Origin of the sequence: Staphylococcus simulans (genome assembly GCF_002994445.1) — a bacterium.
Lineage (GTDB): Bacteria > Bacillota > Bacilli > Staphylococcales > Staphylococcaceae > Staphylococcus > Staphylococcus simulans_B.
In genome coordinates this window covers 92,256-116,954 of the sequence record NZ_MRZJ01000003.1, presented here as the reverse complement: position 1 = coordinate 116,954, position 24,699 = coordinate 92,256, and the positions used below count along the sequence as shown (strand labels likewise).

Below are 24,699 nucleotides of genomic sequence, written 5' to 3'. Positions count from 1 at the left end.
TCAAAGTACATACATAATAGAACCACTATCTATTAAAAGCGCAAAACATGCTATGAAAGTTTTTAGCTGTTTTGCGCTTATTTCTAATAATAATGATTATAAAATTGTATTTTGAAATATTTGCTAGCACTAATTTAATGTCACCATTTCATACAGTGCCCCTTGCTGCTGCATTAAGTCAGGATAAGTTCCTATTTCAATGATTCGTCCTTCCACCATGACCGCAATTCGATCAAATTGTTGTAGCAATTCTAAATCATGTGTCGCTACAATCAATGTTTCGCTTTCAGAGATTAAACGATGCATGGCATTTTGACTGTTCTCCCAATCCAGTGCACGTGTCGGTTCATCAATCAACCAAACCGGTGCTGCTTTGAGGAAGAGTCTTGCTAAACAAAGCCGCTGCAGTTCTCCTCCTGATAATCCTTTTCCGCTTAAAGTAATGACGTAATCTAAATCTATATAATCTAGTCCTAAATCATTTAACACCTTACGCATTTCTTTATCACCTGCATCAGATAATAAATTATCGCGCACTGTACCGTCGAATAATTGCTGATGCTGGAGCAGCACATTAAAGACTTGTGCTTTTTGCTGTTCAGTCAGGTCATACGTCGCTTGATCAGCATACTGCACACTGCCTGATGAAGTTTGATATAAACCTGCCATCACTTGCAGCAAGGTACTCTTGCCTGAACCAGAAGGACCGACAATCGCGATTCGTTCACCAGGTTGAACGTTTAAATCAATGCCTTGCAGCACTGCATTCACTTGATGTTCGTATTTAAATGTCATGTGTTCTACTGTCAACGATGCATTAGAAGTACTATCTAAAACCACTTTATCTTTTTTAGCAGGTACCCCTTTCATCACACTTTCTAAATCTAATAATGCTTGATCAGTATCTGCTTTATAATATGCGACGTTACTCATTGAAACCGCTTGTTCAAACAACGTCAGCAGCATTAAAACAATACTTGTCAGATAGATGACATCCAACTGTCCGTTCTGCACTTGTGTTACACCTAATGCGACACAAAAGAATAAAGCAATCATGGACACAAGGTCTAATGCAAATTCATACAACGTCAGAAAGCGTTGTTCTTTTCTTTGTGTTCGGCTGTAACGTTCTAAATGGTTAGTGACAGATTGACGATACGCTGTTTGCTTATGAAATCGTTCAAGTTCTTCATATCCTTCCTTATAATCGAAGTAACGACTTAAGAAGTCTGCTTCTTCTCGTGCAGCACGTTGTTGCTGCAGTTGTGCACGCTTTGCACATAACCATGGCAATATACCTAATGCAATCAGCATACTGATTGCCAATAACATAGTATGTGCCCAAGAAAAGAAGAACAGTGTAATCATCGTCAGTGTCGCAGTTAATCCGATAACGACTGGCGGATAATACACTCTTAAATAGATATTCTGCAGTGCCTCAACACTTGAAACCATTCGCGCAATCAAATCACTCGATTTAAACTTGCGGTAAATATCAGGTACGACTTGAATCAAGCCATTGAAAAATTGCGCACGTACATCTCTCAACATAGTAAAGGTTGTGCGGTGTGATAAAATACGTTCAAAATAGCGCATGACCGCACGTACCATTCCGAATAACTTCACACAGACCACTAAGACAATCAAACCATAGAGCGGTACATTTTGTGCTGCTTGCGTAATCATTAAACCGCTTAAGAAGAACATACCGATAGCAACTAAACTGCCGATAACGCCGAATAAGATGGCCAATCCTAAATCTTTATCTAATTTGAATTGAATACTGCGCCGTTTCATTGTCTATCACGTCCTTTATGCCATTGCGTCGAGATGTCATTATCATCAGTTGTAATGCGACCATTTTCCATATAGATACGACGTTTTGCTCGACGAATGGTACTTTCTCTATGTGCAATCATAATCACTGTACGGTCATGAAAGTAAGCTGTTAACGCTTCTTGTATCACACGCTCTGTCCATACATCCAACCCCGTTGCAGGTTCATCAAATACAACAAGATCAGGTTGGGCTAATAAGACGCGTGATAATTCAATACGCCGCATTTGACCTCCGGACAACATCTCTCCGCCTTCTCCTATGAAAGTGTCGATACCTTGAGGCAGCTGATTGATTTTATCCGTTAAACCTACTGCATCCAATACTTGATGTACTTGTTCATCTGACACTGTTTCAAACATCGCAACGTTATCTTTAATAGAAGCATTAAAGATATACGGCTGTTGGCTTAATACACCCATGCGCAGCTGCTCTGATTGTATCGAGATACTGCCTGAAGTCGACGGCAATGCTTGTAGTATCAATTCAGAAAGCGTGGTTTTGCCTGCCCCGCTCGGTCCTACTAAAGCAATATGTTCACCTTGATAAATATCAAAGTGCGCATCCATCACCGCATCGCTTTTAGCACCAGGGTAGCGATAATCCACATGTTCCAATCTCATCAAAGGTGCTTGCTGCTGATTGATTATATGTGTGCGTTCAGATTTATTATCATTACTGTTATCTAATGTTTCAAAGACCACATCTGCAGCACCTTCACTTTGTTTACCGGTATGAAACGCCTGTCCTAAATCTTTAATCGAGTTGTAAAATTCAGGTGCTAAAATAATTGCGACAGCCGCTGTTTCAAAAGTGACACTATGAAACAATACCAAACCTAAACCTGCTTCTAATGCGACAATTCCTATGCCTAATAAACTGATAAATTCAAGCATCAGTCCTGATAAGAATGCACTGCGCAATATTTTCATTGTTAAATCCCTAAAGCGTGTACTTTCATTGTAGATAGCGTTTGTCGCTTGGTGCGAACGATTGAATAGTTTCAAAGTCACCAAACCTTGCGCAAGGTTTAAGAAGCGTTGGCTGAATTGTGTTAAGTACGTCATTTGTTCTTTAGATTCATCACGTGTTTTAAGTCCGAAAATAATATAAAAGACCGGAATAAACGGTGCAGTAACCAGCATAATCAATGCTGTATTCAGATGAATAAAGCACATCGTAATGATAATCACTAGCGGTATCATAATCGCTCTGAAGACTTGAGGCAGATAGTCTTGATAAAACGGTGTAATGCCATCGATACTTTCTGTCATCACACTCATTTGCTTACCAATCGGTTGAGGGATTGTGCTGTTTACCATACGCAGACGCAAATTCCGTTTCACTTTATAAGCAAGCTGCGTTCCTATCCATTGATTTGTCATATTTAAGACAGCACGCAATAATAAAGCACCTAGTAAGATAATTAATAGTACACTGACAGTAATATGATGATTCTGTTTAATCAACATCGCATCTAAGACTTTAGCGATGGTCACGTTTTGTACTACCACAATAACGGCTAAAGCTGCACATATTATGCCCATTACTATGGGATAGTGTATATATTTCAAAGCATAGTGCATTAAATTCTTCATTGTTTTCACCCTTATGTATTTATCTGAAAGTGATACAACAAAGGTGGAACACGTATGTGTATCAAGCATACTTGTCCCACCCACTGTGTTTGGTTTCATCTTTTCTAAGATGTAACGACCTGATTGTTTTCTCAAGTAGTCATTTGTGTCAAAAAATGTCTTATCTTCAACTTAAAACATCTATGTGGCTTTTTCAATTTTTTCGTCTTAGAATTCTTTTTAATTTTGAATTTATCATTCAAGATTCTGTCATAATTGCACGCAGCCTCATGCTACATCTTAAGTCCTATCTTTCAAATTCCTTCAATAATTAGTAGCACAAAGAATTTTTTATGTGCTATCATAAAAGTTGTTTCAACAAGTATTTACATACTACAATTAAAACTATTAATCACAAATAAGGATGGTACGCTATGTTATTGTTAGAATTACTCAAAGCGTTGATTCTGGGAATCGTTGAAGGATTAACAGAGTTCGCACCTGTTTCCTCAACTGGGCATATGATTCTCGTCGATGACATGTGGTTGAAATCCCCTGATTTCTTAGGGTCTCAATCCGCATTTACATTTAAAATTGTCATTCAACTCGGATCAGTTTTCGCCGCAGCATGGGTATTCAGAAAACGTTATTTTGAAATGCTGCACATTGGAAAATATAGACATGGAGCACAAGCACCAGATACAGCCGAAGGCGAAACGTTAAGCAGAACTGCACAAACAAAACAAAAACGTTTAACTTTATGGCATGTATTAGTCGGGATGATTCCTGCAGGTATTTTAGGTTTATTGTTTGACGACTTTATCGAGAAATACTTATTCAGTGTGCCGACGGTTATGATTGGCCTTTTACTAGGTGCTTTCTATATGATTTTCGCACAAAAATTCAGCCGCCGTTATGCACATCGTGAAACAATTGATCAGATTACTTACTTGCAAGCTTTCGTTATCGGTTTATCGCAAGCGGTCGCAATGTGGCCGGGCTTCAGCCGTTCAGGCTCTACAATTTCAACAGGGGTATTAATGAAATTGAATTATAAAGCCGCATCTGACTTTACATTTATTATGGCTGTACCGATTATGTTAGCCGCAAGCGGTTTATCATTAATCAAACATATCGGATACATTCATTTGAATCATATCCCATTCTATATTATCGGTTTCTTAGCTGCATTCCTATTCGGCTTGCTGTCAATCCGATTATTCTTAAACTTAATCAATCGTATTAAATTAGTACCTTTTGCGATTTACCGTATCATCTTAGTTATCTTTATCGCTATTCTTTACTTCGGATTCGGTATCGGCAAAGGAATTTAATACAATAGACAACCAGCACAAATTGCGTGCTGGTTTTTTGTTTCAAACACCTGTCTCCACAATTGCTTTGACCCTTAAAAAAAGTAGTGTATGATACAAATGTATTCGTTTATCCCTGTCTGACTCAGGGTATTAAGTAGTTATATACTAATAAATGGAGGCCACTCAAATGGAGAAGAAAAGATTAATTAGAACATTGTTAACGGTACTGCCTATCATTCTTGTGCCTTTAATTGTAGAACGTAAACGCATCAAGGATCATCCTGATGTAAAAAAAGTGAATGATAAAACTGCAAACTTAAGACAAAATGTCTCTGACAAATCATCGCAATTTGCGAGCAATGTATCGGATAAATCTTCTAAAGCGGCAACGGCGGTTTCTAATAAATCTTCTGACCTTAAACAATATGTCAGCGAGAAGAAACAAGAAATGGAAGAAAAACGCCAAGCTAAAAAAGAAGCAAAAGCCAATGACCCTGAGCGTATCAAAGCAAAAGGCGATAAATTAGAGAAGAAAAACGAAAAAGAAGCTAAAAAGATGGCGAAGAAATTAGAGAAAAACATCGAGAAGCGTCAAAAACAAGAAGATAAAGACGCAGAAGCAACACGTAAACGCCTTGTAAAAGAAATGAAAGACGCTCAAAAGTATGAGAAAAAAGTAGGTCTCGTACCAGGCGGACAATCTGATAAACAGCTTGAAAATAAAGGCGAAGAACTTGAACAAGAAAATAAAGATGAAGCTTATGACATGAATCGTATTTTAGAAGACCGTATTGAACAACGTTTAAAAGCAGAAGAAGAAGACAGACGTACTAACCAAGAAGAACGTATTGCGGAAATTCAAAAACACGAGAAAAAGCCGAATCTCTAAATGACACAAGTGATTATTGACGGAGATGCTTGTCCTGTTACAGACTCAATTATCCAATTGACTGAAGGGACAGGCATTTTTGTTGTGTTAGTACGCAGTTATTCTCACTTCTCAATGCGAGATTATCCTGAACATGTCAAAGTTTCATATGTAGATGACGGACCTGATCAAGTCGATTACAAAATCGTCCAGCTTGCACAGCCTGATGATATTGTTGTCACACAAGATTACGGTTTAGCAAGTCTGTTAATCGGTAAAATCCAGTATGTTCTTCATCATAATGGTATGCTATATAGTGATAAGAATATAGCACAACTACTGGAACAGCGTTATTTGAATGCACAAACCAGACATCAAGGCAAAAGACATAAAGGTCCTAAAAAGTTCTCAGATGAAGCACGTGCAAAATTCGAACAATCCTTCCAACGTGTCATAGCACAGATTTCTTCTTAGGAGATGAAAAGCATGAGTAAAATAAAACGTATCGCAGTCTATTGCGGAGCAAGCAAAGGCAAAGATGAAATTTATATGCAGCAGGGTTATGCTTTAGGCAAGTATATGGCAGAGCATGGTTATGAACTTGTCTTTGGTGCAGGTTCTGTCGGTATTATGGGCGCAATTTCTAATGGTGTATTAGATAATGGCGGCAGTGCAATCGGTGTCATGCCGAAAAGTTTAGATGATAAAGAAATTACCAGCCAGCGTTTAACAGATTTAGTACTCGTAGATTCATTACATGGACGCAAAGCTGAAATGAGCAAGCGCGCAGATGCTTTTATTTTAGCACCCGGCGGTGCCGGCTCATTAGAAGAATTCTTTGAAACATACAGCTGGGCACAAATCGGTATCCACACAAAACCTATGGCAGTCTTTAATATCAATGGTTTCTTCGAACCGCTTCAACACTTAATCGATGAAATGATCAAAGCTGGTTTTATCGATGATAAATACCGTTCATTAGCACCGCTTTACAATGATTTAGACAGCTTATTCAACAGTCTTGAACATTACCATTCTGTCGGCACACGTACCTATGATTAATAAACAGCACATGAAAAGAGAGCAGCGCTTCAAAATGCGTTGCTCTCTTTATTCGTTCAGCTTCTTATAATATCTGACTTGTTGTCTTAAAGGATGGATTTTAGACACAGTAGGCAGCTCGAAATCATCAAAATGCTGCATACCGATTTTATCCATTACGCGTCGTGATGCTGTATTTTCTGCTGCTGCTAAACTATAGACTTCATTAATACCTTTTTCAGCAGCATACTCCAATACCGCTTTCGCCCCTTCTGTGGCTATACCGTTATCCCAAACTTCTGGGATTAAACGCCAGCCAATTTCATAAAACGGCAATTCTTTAAATGGATACTTACTGTTCTTAGGCAGATAATTCAACCCGACAAAGCCTATCCATTCACCACTCTCTTTGAGTTCTACCGCAAATAACCCGATGCCTTCTCTTTGGAGATTGTTCTGCATGGCTTGTATATCCAATTCAGATCGTCTGTAACTCAGAATGCTCGGGAAGAAGCGACGCACTTGCCGATTAGCATTCATTCTTTGAAACGGCAATAAGTCTTTTTCCTCCCAATCTCTTAACTTTAAACGTTGTGTTTCCAAATATACGCTCATTTGATTCCACCTCGTACACCCATTCAATCTCTTGTGATCGCGTAAAAAATGATATACAAAAAAGCACTGTAGCAAAGTAGATTGTACTCTCGTTCTTATACATGGTTGTTATCACTGCACTTCACTTACGAGTGCCCTTCACACTATCTATTTGATTGTTAACTGCAAAGTTGCAGTATATTGCCCTCAAATTAAGCTTGAGGATATTCAGAGCGTGTGTTGTAACTGATCAGCTGCACTGTGACCGGAACTTCTTGCAGACGTTCTTTCTCGCTTTTAGGCGCAGTAAATACAACGTCTACAAAGTCGCCTAAGTGGCTCAACTGATATGTAGCTTCAAAAGTATCTGTATCAGACTCGAAGTTTGGTTTTTGTGCAACTCTGCGTTTAACTTGTGCAGAAGGTGATGTATGTTCATACCCCGTAATTTTTTCAATTGCTTTGCCGACTTCTCTTAAAGTCATTTGTTTGCCTTCTAATTCGAAAAATTGTTGTTCGTGCATGGTTTAATCGACTCCTTTAGTTCGTTACTCTGTTACCTCTTTCATACCCTTTAGGCTTTTTGTGCAAACGCCTAAGGCTGCTTCGTTGTGTCCTTCTCTTGTTGTTTTGAGTTTGTCTTAGACTTAGAGGTTGAAGTCTCAGACTGTGCAGATGAATCTGTTTTATCTTTTGCTTTGTCTTCTTTTGCTGCTTTATCTTTTTCCTCTTGTTTTGAACGTTGCTTAGCACTTTCAGTCGCAACTTTATCTTTGACTTCATCTTGTAATTTATCGACACGTTCTTGTGTCGCTTTTTCTTCTTTTTCAAGCTTATCTTTTGCTGCTTTTAATTTTTTATTTTCCTTTTCAAGCTTATCGATATCTTTCTCTAGCGCTGCCTTTTCATCACTCTTCCCGCAAGCACCTAACACTAAGGTTGAAGCCAGCAGCAGCATGATTACCTTCTTCATTTGATTTGTACTCCTTTAATCCTCAATCCAGCTCATCATTGCGCTGATTTTCTACTTATATTTTACCATGTATCGTACGTTGCTTCATAGTTTACAATCAAACCGCAGAAAATTTTTGCTTTCGATGCGTCTGTAATTGATTTATACGCTTAACTTAGTCATAATATTCTTGATTGATAAAAAGAATCGAGGAGGTTTGCTATATGCCTAAATCCACGGAACGGTTGATGCGTGAAAATAATGTTAAGTCGCTGCATTTGAATAATACCGACCGAGAAATATTTGAAAGCTACATGACTTATATTCGTGCTGATCTGCGTGTCAATCCCCACGATTCTGAACGAGTACTAAACCGTATTTTAAGACAGCTGCTTAAATCAGAGAACCAAGGCATGCTGGCCATGGATTTCTTTGACCATAATCCTAAAGCACATGCGGTGAGAACCATTAAAGAATTAAAAAATGAAACCTTAAAGAACATCTTTAAGTATGTATGGCATCATATCTTGTTTTTACTCGGGATATTCTGCTTCTTTAAAGGTTTTATCGGTTTCTTTATAGGCGCAAAGCCGATTTATTACTTTACGTTTCCTATTGTAGTTCTGGCTGGATTGTTCATCATTTTCTTATTCGTATGGTGGACTTTCAAAACCGTTCAAATCCAAGCCTTTAACAAGTCGAATTGGGTATGGATATTAACCTATGTCGTGATTTTCGCATTAATTGCATTACTCTTTTACGTCTTATATATCCCGCAATCGTATTTGGCATTTGGTCCATCTATCCAAATCAATAACTGGACCTTTATCATTATTTCATTTATCATCACACCTATCGCGTTCTATATTGATCATCACTTCATTAAACAAAACAGCAATACGTATTTATAAGCAAAAACAGCTTCAAAAGCAAAGTTATCCAACCTGCTTTTGAAGCTGTTCTTTTATTAGGATTCTGCTTAATTGATTAATATCGCTAAGAAGAACCAGACGACCATAATAATCATTACGATGGCTTGTGCTGCAGTACTGGCAAGAAAACCTACAACTGACCCGAAGCTTGCTTTTATAGCAGTTGCCGGATCCTTTTGCAAAATCATTTCTACAACAAATACCGCAATAAGCGGAACTAAAATAATGCCGAATGGCGGGAAGATAAAGCAGCCTAAAATAACACCGATAAGCGCTGTAATTTCACCTGCTTTGGAGCCGCCGAAACGTCTTGTGAAATACTGACTCATCATCAAGTCTGCTAAAAAGATAAAGATCGTTAAGATAATCATGGAAATATAGAAGACCCATGATAATTTTCCGTTGTGGAAACCGATTTGGTAAATCAAGAAACCAATCCACATTACCGGCATTGATGGAATAATGGGCTTAACCAGTCCAATAAATGCAATCACAAAACATGCAATAATAAATAGCCATAAAATCGTTGCGACCATGCTTAACCTCTTTCTGATTCGATAAATTTCTGCTCTTTAGTAAAGAAGATTAATATCATACCTAAAGCTAAAGAAGCAGCTGATACATAAAACACATTCCCTAATCCTACAATTTGACTCATCACACCGCCAAGTAAATTTCCGCATAATTGACCGATAACCATCGCGTTCGCAAAAAGCGTTGAGGAATAGCCTGGGAATTCAGGTACAATGTCTTGGAAATACGTAATACCTAAACCTAATAAGACAGCTAAGAACATAGCTAAGAAGACTTGTCCTGCCATCATCATATAAACATTATCGAAGACACCGATACTAAAGAAAAACAGTGTTCCAAAACATGCGCCGAAAATCAACAGCGTACGTGTTTCTAATTTGGCAGATAAAACCCCTAAGATAATCATAAACGGTACTTCTAAGCCTGCACATAAGCTTGCGAGTATCCCTACATAGTCTTCACTCTCATGCAGATATTTCGTTACAAACAGCGGCATATTTAAAGTATACATCCACTGACCAATATGCAGCAGGATAAAGGCAATAAACGGAATCAGCAGTTTCATATTTTTGAACATACTTGGTGCTCTCTTTTCAACATGCGGGCCGTCTCCGATAGAACGCTTGACCGGCACTTCTTTGAAGAAGAAGACTTGAAGAATTAATGTTAATAAGATTACAACAATTGTTCCGCCGAATAAACCAGCATAGCCCATCGTACCGTTTAATACAGCACCGATTAACGGACCGAATAAGAAACCAAATGAGAACATCGAACGCAGAACAGTATTCGCAAATTTAGCGCGCCCTCGTGAAGATGAAGCATTAATCGACTCACGTGCTGACGCATAAAGCTGCGGCATTGCAGGTGCGAATAACCCTTGGAAGATGGCATAAAGTGCAATATACAACCAAATACTATGCACATAGAAGTAAATACCAAAACTCATTGCGCCCATAAACAGCGCACAGATAATAATTAATTTACGATTCACACCGCCCCTATCAGAGAAGCGTGCAACAATCGCATTGACACTGAATTGACTGATTGCGGCTAATGCCAACAATAAACCGAATTGTGATGTCGTCATGCCTAACTCATTCGTAGCAAAGAGTACTAAATAAGGAATGGTGATCGCAATCCCCATACCGATGAGCATCATGTTAATGACAAATAATTTATAGTTTTTAATATGCAGTAACTCTGCAAACATATTCTAACCTCACTCAACAATTAATAGTAACTACTAGTTTAATCAATTTAAAGCTTATTTGGAATAGATAGACATAATTTTTATGGATTTCTCATATTATTGCTTTTCCACATTAAAAAGACATCCAGCACGATACGGATGTCTTTGAGATAGTTTGCATTCAATCCTCAGCGTTATCCTTCTGGTTTTTCTGCAATATCATTGACTACTAAATCAACGAAAGATTCTACTTGCGGCAATTGCAGCATGCTGGAGTCATAACTCAAATAAGTTGAACGCACTAATGGATGTGTTTCAATATCAACTTGTTCAAAATCAAAACGCTTCGGATCTAAATCTTTAATCATAATTTCCGGCAGCACCGTCACACCGACACCGCCAACAAGCATTTCTTTGCATGTAGCAACTTGGTCTACAGATATCATCGCATGATAATCTTTGCCTAAGTTGCGGCCATACCATTCTTTGATTTGATTAATATAAATCGGGTCTGCTTGGAACTCGATAAATGGTAATTCGGGTGCTTGGTCTCTCTTGCCTTTGGGGTAAATAAAGAAATGTTTGTCATTGAATAAGTATTGGTTATTCAAATTTAAAATTTTACTGCCGCGGATAATCATAATGTGATAGTCTCGATGATGTGCTTTTATGTGATCACTGGAACCCACGCGTACTTGAATTTCTACATTCGGATACTTATCGTTATAATGACTCAGCACTTCAGGCAGCAATGTTTGACCTATCAAAGAAGAGCACCCTATAGAGATTGTGCCGTTGACTTCTCCCATATGGGCTTGCATCTTATCAAAGAACAAACGCTCGCGTTTCAGCATATCTCTGGCATGTTCTATGACCATTGCGCCCTCAGTCGTAGTAATCAGCTGCTTTTTGGTACGTATAAAGATATCCACTCCAAATGCATTCTCTATCGCTTTTAATCGCTGTGTTACAGCAGGTTGAGAAATATATAAAATCTCTGCTGCTTTACGCAATGTACGCGTTTCGTCTAACGTGATTAACAATCGGTAATCCTCAATCTTCACACTTTATCCTCCTAGATACTTCAATCCATTTCTAATAAATAAAACCATGCGGCAGTCAATCTGACAGCATGGCACCTTTCATACAAACATCTTTTGTACATGACATGCAGCGTGATAACCAGCTCATGATTTGTCGCGGTGATGATGCGTCGTATGTTTATCGTTTAAATATTTATGTTTAATCTTATTATAGCAATACATAATATTTTCTTGCATACTCGCAAAGTCATGATCGATTTTCATCATCAATTGATGCGCGATAATGTATGCTTCATGATATTGCTTCTTCGAAATCTGCTTTGTCTCTAATGCACGTAATAAGTCATCTTCATCAACCAGCTCATATTCTCCGTTAGGCAGCACAATGACGTCTAGACATAAGTCCACTGTACGTGCTTTGCCCTTTTGTGTAATATTCTTGATGTTGATATCAAAATAATATTCAAGCGGGTTGCCTTTTTCATCTAGCATCACTGTTATACTGTAGCGTTTCTTATCGGGAACGATCTGAAGCCACTGATAGTTGTTATCTGCGACAACAATCGTCTGTCCCACGACTGAAACCTTTAAAGGTTCCTTTACTTTCTTCATTGTGATTAGACCAATGATTCCTTTGAATTTATTATTATTCACCTTAACTTCAGTATAATCTCTTTCAATCAGACGACGCCAGTGACGTTTATCGATGTATTTTACTTTCACAGTCACCAACTCCTTGACATTATTATATAAAACTGTCACATACATGTCACTCAATGTTTGATATTCTTTACATTAATGCAATAAGAAACACACCTTTTACACATTAATAAGCGATAGTGCCTTCCATTTGCTTTACTCTCAATACAAAAACACAAGACTGCCCATTTAAAGTCTTAGTGCAAACTTATTTCACTTTTTCCCTAATAAGATGCTGTCGTCTGCGCTCAAGTTTCCTCGCCCAATAATTTTATCAATGAAGGGCATCGTCTTTCTCACTCATTAAATGATAGACACTGACATCTTTCTTGACTTTCACATTGTACAAAGGGCTCTAATACATCATACTTAGCAAAATGACTGCTCATATAATCATCCTGCTTTGTTTTATTTATGATTTGAGAATATTAAAATAACCTTCTACCCTCATTTTTGTTTCATGCTTTGCTTTTAACTTTCTCAGCTGCTTTTTCTTCATATTATTCCTACATACAACAAGCTCCACCAGCGATAGATCATCACCATACAGTTGTTTCATTTCACCAAAGATTTACTTTGCACATCTGTAAATCTTTTCGGTACTGCCGAATGTCCTCCAAAGATTGCTAACTTCCAAAATTTATTTTCTGCAATTGACGTAAATCTTGATTGTCATTATTTACTTTGAATTGAATATTGTTAAGCACTTCGGTACATTCGACGCATGTATGATTTCATTTACCACCTTGAAGTCCGTAGAGTATTAAACTTTACTTTGTATAGCCAGCTCATCTGCTTTTTGAAGCCATTCTATATAGTTTCTATTCGTCAATATGAGTCATTCCGTCCGACTGCCTTCAGATTTCACCTCGCGATGGGACCCCTTGTCATTCGCTAACAGTTCCTACTGCCAAGCCTGTAATGGACTTTCACCATCAAGTTGCTAATCACGCCGAGCGCACTAAAAAAGCAGAACCCTTAACATCTGCAGGGCTCTGCTTTTAAGTAAACTATTCATTTAATGATGCTACCGCATAAGATTCAATTACTTGGCTTAAATGCGGATAGTCTGCTTTTAAAGTTGCTTGATCAAACATTTCAAAATGCTCAAACATGAAACCGGGCTGGCACATACAGCCGACTAATGCATAACCAGATTCCTCTTTGATTGAAGATGCAAAGATTGTTCCGGCTGGTACAACATATTGAAGGACTTCTCCTTGTGCAATATTAGGGCCGATGTGTACCGCTTCATATTCTCCATTCTTATGAATCATATGAACAGTCAATGTTTGACCGTAATGATAATACCAGATTTCATCTGTATCGATACGATGAAAATGCGAAATATTATCATCAGTCAGTAAAAAATAAATGCTCGTATAAGCTGGGCGCGTTGTTTGCGCTATATGTCGTTCGGCTTGAATTATCTCTTTATAATAGCCACCTTCCGGATGAGGAATTAAATCTAATTCCCTCACCCAATCTGCCACTGTTCGCTGCATCATTTAGTCCAAATCCACATTGTGATAAACGTTTTGAACATCTTCTAAATCTTCTAACGCATCAATTAAGCCTTCGAACGTTGCTTTATCTTCATCTGATAATTGAATATCATTTTGCGGCAGCATTTCAAATTCAGCTACTTGGAATTCTTCAATACCGCTTTCTTTCAACGCATCTTGTACTTGTGCAAATTGGTCAGGTTCAGCATAAACGATTGTTAAGTCGCCGTCTTCTACGACATCACGCACATCTAAGTCCTTTTCCATTAACAGTTCCAAGATGTCATCTGCTGATTTGCCTTCAAATGCGAATGTACCTGTATGTGTGAACATATAAGATACTGAACCGGAAACACCCATGTTTCCGCCGTTTTTACCGAAAGCTGCACGTACGTCTGATGCAGTACGGTTCACATTGTTTGTTAAAGCATCGACGATTAACATTGAGCCGCTAGGACCGAATCCTTCATAACGCAGTTCGTCATAGTTTTCATCATCTGAGCCCTTTGCTTTATCGATTGCACGGTCAATGATGTTTCTCGGTACATTATATGTTTTTGCACGTTCTAACACTAAACGCAGTGTTTGGTTAGAATCCGGATCAGGTTCACCAGATTTTGCGGCTACATATATTTCTTTACCGAATTTCGCATAAATTCGACTCGTATTTTTGTCTTTTTGGGCTTTTTTCTCTTTGATGTTATTCCATTTACGTCCCATACTTCCATCTCGCTTTCGCTCTCAATTTTTAACATCAACTATTATACATGATTTTTCCTTTAATATATAGTTTTTGCAAACCTAATTCCCAATTTGTGCAGAATTACTTTTAAAATCGGATAAAAAAAGACAGCACTGTTAAACAACAGGCTGCCAAATCCACAATATTATATCTTTCTCTAGTGTGCGATGATGTGATGTAAAATCAACCTAAAAACTTATCAATGTCATCAAGCATTGCATTAAGTTTATCTATGTCTTTGTCATCCATGAAGATGTAAACTTTACGCTCATCAGAATCAGATCTGACTTTGCTGACGCGATCTTGGTTTACAAGCTTACGGATAGAAGCCAAAACTTTCGTACGGCTGATTTCAAATGAATCTGTAGCAATCTTTAAAAAAGGTTGCATTAACATCTTTTCTTCGGTGCAATTCTCATGAATACAGTTAAGTATAACAAAATCGTTCATGTTGATTTTGTATGTTTTTTCGATGTAACTCGTTAAATCCATATACTTTTTGTATTCTTTGAGCAATTTTTCTAACTTACTTTTTTTCAAAGTACACGCCTCCAGAACTTATATCGATATAATACATTCATTATGAATATTTAAAATATAAAAGTCTTTAGTGTTTCCCCACTTTGTCTTTGCAGTTTTTCCAAGTACGGCAAATTAAATTGCGCAAAATATACATGCCTTTCAAAATGTTCTGCTCAATCTTTCATTTTATACAGAGAAATCACCTGCAGTGAATTATAGTTAACTTCAACGCTAAGAAAGTCCTGGTTAAAATCATGCTCGAAAACATCAAAATTCGGAACATTGACGCTTTCATTTTTTTCTTTCAGATGTTCTGACCATTGATACGTATTAAGCAGAGACGGTGAAATAATCTGATTAATATTACCATACTGATAATCCGTAATTTCACGCGTAACAAGATAGTTCTTTCTTAAAGCAGTATCTTTGAAACCTAAATCAAAACGATGGCTGCTTTGTTCTGTTTCATGGACTTCATTTTCAATGATTCTCCAGTCATAGACAATGATACTGAGACGTTCATCGTCCTTACTCACTAAACACGCCTCATTTTCATAGAAATAATACGTTTCAAAAGTAGACAATTGCTGATATAAGAAATACAGTGTTGATTTAAAACCGTTTCTATCAAATAGATATGCCGCATTGTTATGTGTTTGCTTATATAAATCTACACCGATGCCTGAAAATACTTCATAAAACTGCATATACATATACATCATCAATGGTGTACTGTCTAAAAGGCTCATATTCTCATTAAACAGCTCTCGATTCGGTATATTAACAAGAATATATTTGCGTTCTTCCAAATGAACTTGATCCATGACAGCTTTAAGCGGTGCTAAATTTGCAATTTGTTTCATCGGTATATTTTGATAAGACTTTTCTAAATAAGGATACTTCAACTTTTCATTATCAATAATGTAATAGTCAAAGTTAACACGCTTCATAGGCAGTTCTAATGATTTAAACTTCTCCAGATCATTGAAGAGTTTGCTGATTTCCAAGTTGAATTTAACATTGAATCCTATTTCTTTAAGACGCATTTTCTGAATATAAATGTCCTTTAATGATTCATTGTGCAAACTAAACGTAAATGAAATGTTCGACCCTTCAGATTTTAATGCTTCATAGGCTGGGTGCCCTGTAAAGACATCTGATTGCAGCAGCGCTCGTTTCATATAATCAATGTCATCTTTAGAATTAATGGTGAATGCTACACGAATTTGATTGTTATGCATCGTATCTAATAGTGCTGTAAGTTCCTCATCACTGAATGCTTGATGAATCTTTGGAATACTGATATTGATTAAGAACATAACTTCCTTGTCAAATTCCATAATCTGCTTATTTCTCTTTTTAACCATGGCTTGTTTCAATTCTTCAAGCGTATGAATTTGAATCGTCATCACAAATGGATGTGTCGGTTTATAGAAAGCATCCGAATCGTCGATATAAATAATGTTTTGCTTATCTTCTTTCCAATTCGAGAGTAATTCATCGACTTTCTCTATATAGAACTGCTTTCCTTGATTACTTAACTCAGATTCATGGTCTTTCACTATGTAACACATGTTTTTGCTTACTTTAGACTTATGCCTGTAATCATTAGGTGTTGTTTCTAAATGCTGCTTAAACTTCCTTGAAAATACACTGAAACTGCTGAAACCTACTTTTTGCGAAATTTCACTTATTTTCATTTTTGTTGAGACAAGTAATTCCATAGAAAGACCGATACGCAGTGTTTCAATGTAATTTCTGAATCCCATGTTAAAGATTTTATGGAAGTGTGATGAGAGCGATGTAGGTGAGGTATAAATCTCTTTAGCAACTGTCTCTAGAGTGATTTTTTCATCAATATGCGTATGAATATATTCGACAATTTTTTTGTCGCGATTATTCAAAGAAGCAGATAAATGATGCGACACATGTTGTAATTCAACACTGGCTTCATTAATTAATATATCGCAAATTTCGCCCACATATTGATTGATGTTGTCTTCAGAAAGCGTACCTTCTAAGTACTTCTTCAATAAAATAAGCATTGCTTTTTCAACATGTTTATTTGACTGAATCAATTGCGCATTGAAGGCATAATTAAAAAAGGCAAACCCTTTTTCTAAAAACCAATCACTCGCAATGTAAAGTATCATCATTTTATCATTGTTCTTAATCTGAAAGACTTCGTTATGATTAATAATACAAATACAGTCTTCCACTGTATCAGTATGGGTTGAGTGTTGGATTTCTGCTGTGCTATTTATAGGCCAAAGTAATAAAAGTCCATCATAACAACGATTGACAGGTAAATTTTGGGCTGTATACAGATCAATAATACTACTTCTCATTCAAATAACCTTTAATAAAATAAACTTGTTCATAATCACAATGATACATATTCTCTTTATTTTATTTCCTTCCATGTAATTTCTCCAGGACTATACTATACAAATTTAGCACATAATGGAATTAGACACAAATGTTAATTTTTAATACTATTTTTATGTTGTTTCAAATTACGTAACGCATAACTGTATCTCATTAACTATAATAATTTGTTAAAAAATCAATCAGATATATTTAAGGACCGGAACATATAACAATACTGTTCCAGTCCTCTGCGTTGTTATTCTCTAAACCGATTGGCTAAACTTAGAATATTAATAATAATGTTTAATAAATTAACGAATAAGTTAAAGCCCATTTCACTCGGCGTAAACTGTCCTCGTTTCAGCCGGTTAAAATCATATAAGGTATACAATAAGAAGAGGCCCACTGCGACAACATTAATAATCGTATAGAAGATCGGATTGTGAATAAAGAATCCGATTAATGTAGCGACAAGCAGTGCCACTAAGACAACAAATAAATACTTGCCGAGACTCGAAGCATTTTGAACAAAGAAATACCCTACAATGCCAAATGCTGCGAAAGCACCTACTGCAAGCGCGACGTTCTTATAAAACAGTGCTGGGCCTAAATTATGCATGTACGTTGCAAATGCTGCATAAGCCAGCAAACCGATCATCACTGCATATATATTTGAAATAATAAAACCGAATTTACGCGAACGATTAATAAAGAGCGAAATCAATATCAACACAGTTAAACCTATCGAAAGCGGTCTTCTCCAAGTATCAGGTAAAAACTGGCCAAAATAAGTACCGATTCCGAAAACAATCCAAAAGTACATAAAATAAAGCCATACTTTTGCATAAGCACTTGATTTTGAAACAGTGTGTGCAGAATGAACCATATTGTTCAACTCCCTCATTGGTACGACTTAATAAATATTCTGTCATATAAGTATATCAAAATTCCAATTTAAACATAAACGATTTCCTATGTTTCGATAGATGTTCATAATTTTATTACAAACATTACGTTACCCCTTTCACAAACTTATGTATTTCACTGTTCAACCCTGATTGTATTACGACTTTTGATATTTATAATTCTTTTCAACTTTTATTAAAAAATATTACAAGAACGTAACAATACACAAATCCGAGAATATTTCTGATAAGATGTGGAAGTATAGAAATGTTGATTAATATCAAAGTTACATAGGAAATCAAATGCATAAGTCAATAAAGAACCAATGATAGAGGAGGAATCTCTTTTGAAAAAGTTAGCAGTTACATTCTCAGTTGCGACAGGCGCTGCCTTAGCACTTACGCATCAAGATGCTGATGCTTCGACACAACACACAGTTCAAGCTGGTGAATCACTTTGGTCTATCTCAGATCAATACGGTGTTTCAATTGATAGTATCAAGCAAGACAATAACTTATCGAACAATATGGTATTCCCTGGACAAGTCATTACAGTCAACGGCAGCAGCCAAGGTTCAAACAGCGGCGCTAGCGTTAATGTTTCAACAGGCCAAGGTGGCGTACATAATGTACAAGCAGGTGAATCATTAGGTATTATTGCAAGTCAATACGGTACTTCTGCTGAAGCAATTATGTCAGCTAACAACTTAAATGGTTACCTTATCCATCCTGGTCAGCAACTGACTATTCCAAGTTCCGGCGGAACTGGCGGCGGCGGTACACCAACAGCAGCACCAACAACAAATCAATCACCGACATTCAATCATGCTAACTTATATGACTGGGGTCAATGTACTTGGCATGTATTCAATCGTCGTGCTGAAACAGGTCAACCAATCAGTACTTATTGGTGGAACGCAGATCATTGGGCAGCCAATGCACAAGCGGATGGTTATACAGTCAACAACACACCTCAAGCTGGTTCAATCATGCAAAACTATGAAGGTCCGATTGGACACGTAGCTTATGTAGAACAAGTGAACGGTGATGGAAGTATCTTAATTTCAGAAATGAACTTCAATACACCTCCAGGTGTGGTAGATTACCGTACAATTCCAGCTTCAATGGCTTCAAGCTACAATTACATTCATTAATCTTTAACACATACATGAAAGGCGATGGAAACCCCATCGCCTTTTTCATATACACGTATTTAAAAACGGACAATCTTTCACAAGTCGAAGATTGTCCGTTCTTTATTTCGCACTGTTTGCCTTAAGCTAAACAGATTTATGTTGTAATTAAGTATGTGTGCGTTGCACTATAAGAAAATATTCATAATCCAGTAAATGATTGCTGCAACAATTGCAGAAATCGGTAATGTGATTACCCAAGTCACAATCATACGTTGTGCTGTATTCCATTTAACTCCTTTTGCACGGTTAGAAGCCCCTACACCAAGGATAGATGAAGATACAACGTGTGTTGTAGATAATGGGAAATGCAATGAAGATGCCACAAAGATTGTTAATGCTGAAGATAAATCCGCAGCAGCACCGTTAGCCGGGCGAATCTTCATAATGTTGCCGCCGACAGTTTTGATGATTTTCCAACCACCTACTGCAGTACCAAGACCCATTGCGGCAGCACAGGCAACTTTAACCCATAATTGCGGTTCTACGTTATTACCATTTTGCAAGTTAGCAACAATTAACGCTAATGTAATGATACCCATTGATTTTTGGGCATCGTTTGTACCGTGTGAGAATGATTGCAATGCCGCAGTAAAGATTTGGAATATTCTAAAGTTGCGGTTGCTTTTCGTTAAGTTTGCGTTTTTGAAAACTACTTTGATAAATGAATAAATCAAGAAACCTACACAAAACGCAATTAACGGTGACACGATTAATACAATAATGATTTTTGTGAAACCTTGGAAATGCAAGACTGTAAATGAACCTTGCGATGCTACAGCTGCACCAGCAATAGATCCGATTAATGCGTGTGATGAAGAACTTGGGATACCGAAGTACCATGTTAACAAGTTCCAGAAAATCGCCGCAAAAATCGCTGCTAATACAACAACTAAGCCATTCGTCAATTTAAATGGATCGACGATATCTTTCGTAATTGTTCCTGCTACACCTGTAAATGTCAAAGCACCGATAAAGTTCATAATCGCTGCTAAAAAGATTGCACGTCTTGGCGTTAATGCTCTTGTCGACACTGCAGTAGCTACCGCATTCGCTGTATCGTGGAAGCCGTTAATAAAGTCGAACACCAATGAAAAAATAACGATAGCTACAGTGATAATTATAATATAATCCATTTAAATTACTCCTTAGCTATTTTTCATGATAATTGTTTCGAAATTATTTGCTACTGCTTGGCATTTATCCGCAACGTTTTCCAAGCTTTCATAGATATCTTTGATTTTAATCAATGTGATTGGATCTGTTTCGCTGTTGAAGATGTGCTTAATAGATTGTCTTAACACTCCATCACAGTTTGTTTCGAATTCTTTAATATTAATTGAATGAATACGCATATGAGAAAGTTTTTTCTCAACTAATAAACCAATAGCAAGTTTCATTTCTGCTACTGCTTTTTGAATGTTATCAACGAATTCTGCCATGTACTCATCTGAATATTCAATTGAATACATTTCAAACATCGCAGATGTTTCTTCCATTGCATCTAATACATCGTCAATTGCATTACATAAAGATAAAATATCTTCACGTTCGATTGGGGTAATGAAAGTTTGGTTCAAGTCAGAAATAACTTGATGCATTAAGTCATCACCGTGTGACTCATATGTTTTGATATTATCAGAATAAGCTTTCAAATCTAGATGTGTGTTAAAGTCCATTTTCCCAAACTCAATGGCTGCGCGATCTAAATTGAACACCATTTCCTCCAATTTAACCATGAACTTATCCTTTTTCTTATTAAACATTTTGAAAATCCTCCATTTTCAGCGATTGCTTTTCAATCACATTTCGTAAATTTGAAACTCAAAAGTATATAGCTGTAAAAAGTAATCGTTTGATACTTTCGAAACTAATATGTATGTCATCTTCACACTAGCTTCAAATAAAATTTACCTTCCTAAAAAGAAAATAGCATAAAATTTACACCACTACAATTATATTTACAAAATCTTAACAATTGAACATAATTGTAATGTACGATTACTGTAATAAAATCAGTATCCTATATAAAATTTCACCTTGATTGTTAAGCATCCCACTAAAGTTTTTACCTAACTTTCTTATTTTCACACATTTTCAGTACAAAAAATACTCCGAAAACCAAATAATTTTAGTTTTCAGAGTACATTTACATTCATAGTGTTAAATCGATTGTTTTATTGTACGTTTCATATGCACGTATGCAATCACCGCAAAACCAGCATAAATCATTGTGTAAATTGCCATCACTGCAAAGACTGGAGAGTGATCAGTTGACCCCATTAATTTTAAGAAGGACCATGACGCAAAATACGCATGCAACAATCCAACAACCAGCGGCAAGCCGAAATTAAACAATACTTTCAGTTTCAAGCCTTTGCGCATATCATATTGTGTAAACCCAAGTTTGCGCAGTACTCTGAAATGATCGATTTCGTCTGTCGTTTCATCCATTTGTTTAATATAGATGATACAACCTGCAGCCATTAAAAAGGCAATGCCTAAAAATGATGTGACGAATAAGAAAATACCGCTGAAGTTTCTGAAGTCTTTAGCCGCTTCTTCTCTCGTTTCATAATGCGGCAATGTTTTATGCAGTAATTTTGTTGCTTCGTCCATTTTGGAATCATCTGTTATTGTGAAACCATATTGTTGAGCAACACTATCCTTTTCAAATTGCCCTTTCTCTTTTAACAGCTGATAATCTGCATCATTTATAATTAATAATGGACCGCCGCGCAATGTCACTAAACTAAAGCGAATATCTGTATCTGAACGCTGTACATTCAATCGCAGCAATTTGTTTTGCTGCTTATCTTTAAATTCAACATAAGATTTGTCTGTAATCGGCTTTAAAAATTGGCCCGTACCAAACGGATGTGCTAATTTAGACGAATGATCAGACAGGCTTGCATCTTTGACATATTTATCACTCGTAACACGCATGCCCATCATACTGCCGATACGGCTTTCATACAAGTTGCTGCTTTCACCTTTGAACATAGTAAGCTCTTTATAATTCAAATTGAAAGGAATGTCATGTGATTTTAATGCCTCTTGATAGCGATCAGCATCCTTTTTGCTTTGCATTGTAATATCATAAGGTGCACGCAAATTCACTTGTTCTTGTTCTAATTTGACGGTAACGGCCGCAAAGCACAGAATAGTTACCGTTATCGCTGAAATCACTGCAATAATCGTCAGCGATAACGCATTTTTCTTCATGCGATGCATAATCGACGCTGTAAAGATGACATCGTTAATAGTCACATTGCCTTTCTTTCTTTTCTTAAGTGTTTTGAATAACAGCGACACTGTACTTCTAAAGAATAAGTATGCACCAACGATAGTTAATAATAGGATAAGATATGGTGTTATAAGACTGACTAATAACTTCGTATTGAGTGCCATAAGATATCCTGAAACAATCATACCTAGTCCTAAAACACCGCTGATAAATTCTAGTACTTTAATTTTATTCGTTTTAGCATCTGTAGTTTGACGTGTCTGCATTAATTTTAAAATCGAACGGCGTTGAATAAAAATAGTATTCTGCAAAATTATCAAGATGTAAGCTAATAACAACATCAGTGATGTAGCAGTGAATGCTTGCATACTAAAGTGCAGATGGATACTGATATCCACACCCATCAGCTTCATACATATCAAAAGCAGTAGTCTTGAACCGATTAAACCTGCAATCATACCTACGGCACCTGTAATAAGGAATATCGCAATTTGTTCCAACATCGACATGCGGATAATATTACCTTTGGTCAAACCGATTAATTGGTATAGCCCAAGCTCCTTATCACGCTGTTTTATAAACAGCTGATTCACATAGAGCAAGAATACTATAATGATAATGAAGAGAAAGGTACTTCCGATGCTCGCACCTTTTTGAATAAACACGGTTGCTTCTTTGTTGTTGATGGTATCTGTATACTTTAAAGTCACAAAGCTGAAATATAAGGCAATACTCATAATTAATGAGAATAAGTATAAGCCGTAATGTCTGATATTTTGTCTTAGGTTCTTGAATACAATATGCTTAAAACTCATATTGAACACCGCCCAAGACACTTTGTGCTTGAATGATTTCTTTATAGAACGCCTGTTTTGTACGTTCGCCTTGATATAATTCAGAATGAATTTGTCCATCTTTCAGCATAATAACACGGTTAGAATAACTTGCTGCGGCAGGATCATGTGTCACCATTAAAATCGTTGTATTAAAACGTTCATTCATTGATTTTAAACGGCGCAATAAATCTTGCGCACTTTTAGAATCTAATGCCCCTGTCGGCTCATCCGCAAAGATAATTGCAGGTCTTGTTATGAATGCACGTGCTGCTGAAACACGCTGTTTTTGACCGCCTGAAATCTCTGAAGGATATTTATGTGCGATATCTGTAATACCTAATGCTTCGACAACCTCATTAAAACGTACTTCCGCATCTTTTTTAGACAGCTTTTGTATCGATAACGGCAGCATAATATTTTCTTTAACCGTTAAAGTATCAAGCAGATTGTAATCTTGGAAAATAAATCCGATTTCTTTCTTGCGTACTTCAGATAAAGCTTTATTGCTCAACTTCTGAAGTTGATGTCCATTCAACTCAACTGATCCTTGTGTAATATAATCAATTGAACTTAACATATTCAATAATGTCGTTTTACCAGAACCTGAAGGTCCCATAATTGAAATAAATTCACCTTTTTCAACTTTAAACGACAAACCCTTAAGCACCTCTTGCGCCACTTGTTTGTTTCCAAATACTTTCGTTAAATTGGATACTGTTAGAATTGCCATTTTGATAGCGCTCCTTTTCTTAACTTATTGTACTTTCAGTGTACGCAACTTCTGCTTTTAGGTCG

At 36.8% G+C, this 24,699-nt stretch carries 24 protein-coding genes; 6 read left to right on the top strand and 18 right to left on the bottom strand.

Annotated features, from left to right (window positions below; genetic code table 11):
• Positions 1–129: 129 nt before the first annotated feature.
• Entirely contained in the window at positions 130–1,797 is a 1,668-nt protein-coding gene (cydC, locus tag C7N65_RS05610) for a thiol reductant ABC exporter subunit CydC (protein WP_105993495.1), read from the bottom strand.
• Complete coding sequence (locus tag C7N65_RS05605; protein ID WP_105993494.1) at positions 1,794–3,434, bottom strand: ABC transporter ATP-binding protein/permease; 1,641 nt, start codon at positions 3,432–3,434, stop codon at positions 1,794–1,796. Before C7N65_RS05605 ends, cydC begins: the two co-directional genes overlap by 4 nt.
• 413 nt (positions 3,435–3,847) lie before the next feature.
• Between C7N65_RS05605 and C7N65_RS05600 the strand changes: the two genes are divergently transcribed.
• From C7N65_RS05600 to C7N65_RS05585, 4 genes are all read left to right on the top strand, one after another.
• Complete coding sequence (locus tag C7N65_RS05600; protein WP_105993493.1) at positions 3,848–4,747, top strand: undecaprenyl-diphosphate phosphatase; 900 nt, start codon at positions 3,848–3,850, stop codon at positions 4,745–4,747.
• A gap of 169 nt (positions 4,748–4,916) precedes the next feature.
• A complete protein-coding gene (locus C7N65_RS05595; protein WP_105993492.1) occupies positions 4,917–5,618 on the top strand; it encodes a hypothetical protein in 702 nt (233 codons plus the stop codon).
• Positions 5,619–6,071 (top strand): YaiI/YqxD family protein, encoded by a 453-nt coding sequence (locus C7N65_RS05590; protein WP_105993491.1) that lies wholly within the window; start codon positions 5,619–5,621, stop codon positions 6,069–6,071.
• A 21-nt stretch (positions 6,072–6,092) separates the two neighbouring features.
• Positions 6,093–6,659: a TIGR00730 family Rossman fold protein gene (locus C7N65_RS05585; RefSeq protein ID WP_199790659.1), complete on the top strand. Its 567-nt coding sequence runs from the start codon at positions 6,093–6,095 to the stop codon at positions 6,657–6,659.
• Between the two features lie 48 nt (positions 6,660–6,707).
• On the opposite strand, the gene C7N65_RS05580 is transcribed toward C7N65_RS05585, so the two are convergent.
• The 3 genes from C7N65_RS05580 to C7N65_RS05570 all read right to left on the bottom strand — a co-directional run bounded on the left by C7N65_RS05580 (position 6,708) and on the right by C7N65_RS05570 (position 8,205).
• Entirely contained in the window at positions 6,708–7,253 is a 546-nt protein-coding gene (locus tag C7N65_RS05580; protein WP_105993489.1) for a GNAT family N-acetyltransferase, read from the bottom strand.
• A gap of 191 nt (positions 7,254–7,444) precedes the next feature.
• A complete protein-coding gene (locus C7N65_RS05575) occupies positions 7,445–7,756 on the bottom strand; it encodes a hypothetical protein (RefSeq protein WP_105993488.1) in 312 nt (103 codons plus the stop codon).
• Between the two features lie 71 nt (positions 7,757–7,827).
• The gene (locus C7N65_RS05570; protein WP_105993487.1) at positions 7,828–8,205 is read right to left on the bottom strand and encodes an SA0632 family lipoprotein; all 378 of its coding nucleotides are present in this window, start codon (positions 8,203–8,205) and stop codon (positions 7,828–7,830) included.
• Between the two features lie 203 nt (positions 8,206–8,408).
• On the opposite strand from C7N65_RS05570, the gene C7N65_RS05565 reads away from it, so the two are divergent.
• Complete coding sequence (locus tag C7N65_RS05565; protein WP_105993486.1) at positions 8,409–9,095, top strand: DUF1129 family protein; 687 nt, start codon at positions 8,409–8,411, stop codon at positions 9,093–9,095.
• A gap of 68 nt (positions 9,096–9,163) precedes the next feature.
• On the opposite strand, the gene C7N65_RS05560 is transcribed toward C7N65_RS05565, so the two are convergent.
• The 9 genes from C7N65_RS05560 to C7N65_RS05520 all read right to left on the bottom strand — a co-directional run bounded on the left by C7N65_RS05560 (position 9,164) and on the right by C7N65_RS05520 (position 18,609).
• Entirely contained in the window at positions 9,164–9,652 is a 489-nt protein-coding gene (locus C7N65_RS05560) for a DUF456 domain-containing protein (protein WP_105993485.1), read from the bottom strand.
• Positions 9,653–9,654: 2 nt separating this feature from the next.
• Positions 9,655–10,863 (bottom strand): sugar efflux transporter, encoded by a 1,209-nt coding sequence (locus C7N65_RS05555; protein WP_105993484.1) that lies wholly within the window; start codon positions 10,861–10,863, stop codon positions 9,655–9,657.
• A 173-nt stretch (positions 10,864–11,036) separates the two neighbouring features.
• Positions 11,037–11,906: a LysR family transcriptional regulator gene (locus C7N65_RS05550; protein ID WP_105993483.1), complete on the bottom strand. Its 870-nt coding sequence runs from the start codon at positions 11,904–11,906 to the stop codon at positions 11,037–11,039.
• 123 nt (positions 11,907–12,029) lie between these two features.
• Positions 12,030–12,608, bottom strand: coding sequence for a DUF402 domain-containing protein (locus tag C7N65_RS05545; protein WP_162912158.1), 579 nt, complete (start codon positions 12,606–12,608; stop codon positions 12,030–12,032).
• A gap of 986 nt (positions 12,609–13,594) precedes the next feature.
• Positions 13,595–14,089 (bottom strand): cupin domain-containing protein, encoded by a 495-nt coding sequence (locus C7N65_RS05540; protein ID WP_105993657.1) that lies wholly within the window; start codon positions 14,087–14,089, stop codon positions 13,595–13,597.
• A gap of 3 nt (positions 14,090–14,092) precedes the next feature.
• Positions 14,093–14,809 (bottom strand): YebC/PmpR family DNA-binding transcriptional regulator, encoded by a 717-nt coding sequence (locus tag C7N65_RS05535; RefSeq protein ID WP_105993481.1) that lies wholly within the window; start codon positions 14,807–14,809, stop codon positions 14,093–14,095.
• A gap of 205 nt (positions 14,810–15,014) precedes the next feature.
• Positions 15,015–15,371: a transcriptional regulator, SarA/Rot family gene (locus tag C7N65_RS05530; RefSeq protein ID WP_105993480.1), complete on the bottom strand. Its 357-nt coding sequence runs from the start codon at positions 15,369–15,371 to the stop codon at positions 15,015–15,017.
• Positions 15,372–15,526: 155 nt separating this feature from the next.
• Complete coding sequence (locus C7N65_RS05525; RefSeq protein ID WP_105993479.1) at positions 15,527–17,701, bottom strand: helix-turn-helix domain-containing protein; 2,175 nt, start codon at positions 17,699–17,701, stop codon at positions 15,527–15,529.
• A 278-nt stretch (positions 17,702–17,979) separates the two neighbouring features.
• Positions 17,980–18,609 carry a Bax inhibitor-1 family protein gene (locus C7N65_RS05520; protein WP_105993478.1) on the bottom strand — a complete coding sequence of 210 codons (630 nt, stop codon included), beginning with the start codon at positions 18,607–18,609 and terminating at the stop codon, positions 17,980–17,982.
• A 366-nt stretch (positions 18,610–18,975) separates the two neighbouring features.
• On the opposite strand from C7N65_RS05520, the gene C7N65_RS05515 reads away from it, so the two are divergent.
• Positions 18,976–19,782 carry a LysM peptidoglycan-binding domain-containing protein gene (locus C7N65_RS05515; protein WP_105993477.1) on the top strand — a complete coding sequence of 269 codons (807 nt, stop codon included), beginning with the start codon at positions 18,976–18,978 and terminating at the stop codon, positions 19,780–19,782.
• 167 nt (positions 19,783–19,949) lie between these two features.
• Here the strand turns inward: C7N65_RS05515 and C7N65_RS05510 are convergent, their stop codons facing one another.
• The 4 genes from C7N65_RS05510 to C7N65_RS05495 form a co-directional block, all read right to left on the bottom strand.
• Entirely contained in the window at positions 19,950–20,957 is a 1,008-nt protein-coding gene (locus C7N65_RS05510) for an inorganic phosphate transporter (protein WP_105993476.1), read from the bottom strand.
• A gap of 12 nt (positions 20,958–20,969) precedes the next feature.
• Positions 20,970–21,587, bottom strand: coding sequence for a DUF47 domain-containing protein (locus C7N65_RS05505; protein ID WP_105993475.1), 618 nt, complete (start codon positions 21,585–21,587; stop codon positions 20,970–20,972).
• A gap of 397 nt (positions 21,588–21,984) precedes the next feature.
• Positions 21,985–23,883 carry an FtsX-like permease family protein gene (locus tag C7N65_RS05500; protein ID WP_105993474.1) on the bottom strand — a complete coding sequence of 633 codons (1,899 nt, stop codon included), beginning with the start codon at positions 23,881–23,883 and terminating at the stop codon, positions 21,985–21,987.
• A complete protein-coding gene (locus tag C7N65_RS05495; protein ID WP_105993473.1) occupies positions 23,873–24,634 on the bottom strand; it encodes an ABC transporter ATP-binding protein in 762 nt (253 codons plus the stop codon). The genes C7N65_RS05500 and C7N65_RS05495 overlap by 11 nt, the downstream gene beginning before the upstream one ends.
• Between the last annotated feature and the right edge of the window lie 65 nt (positions 24,635–24,699).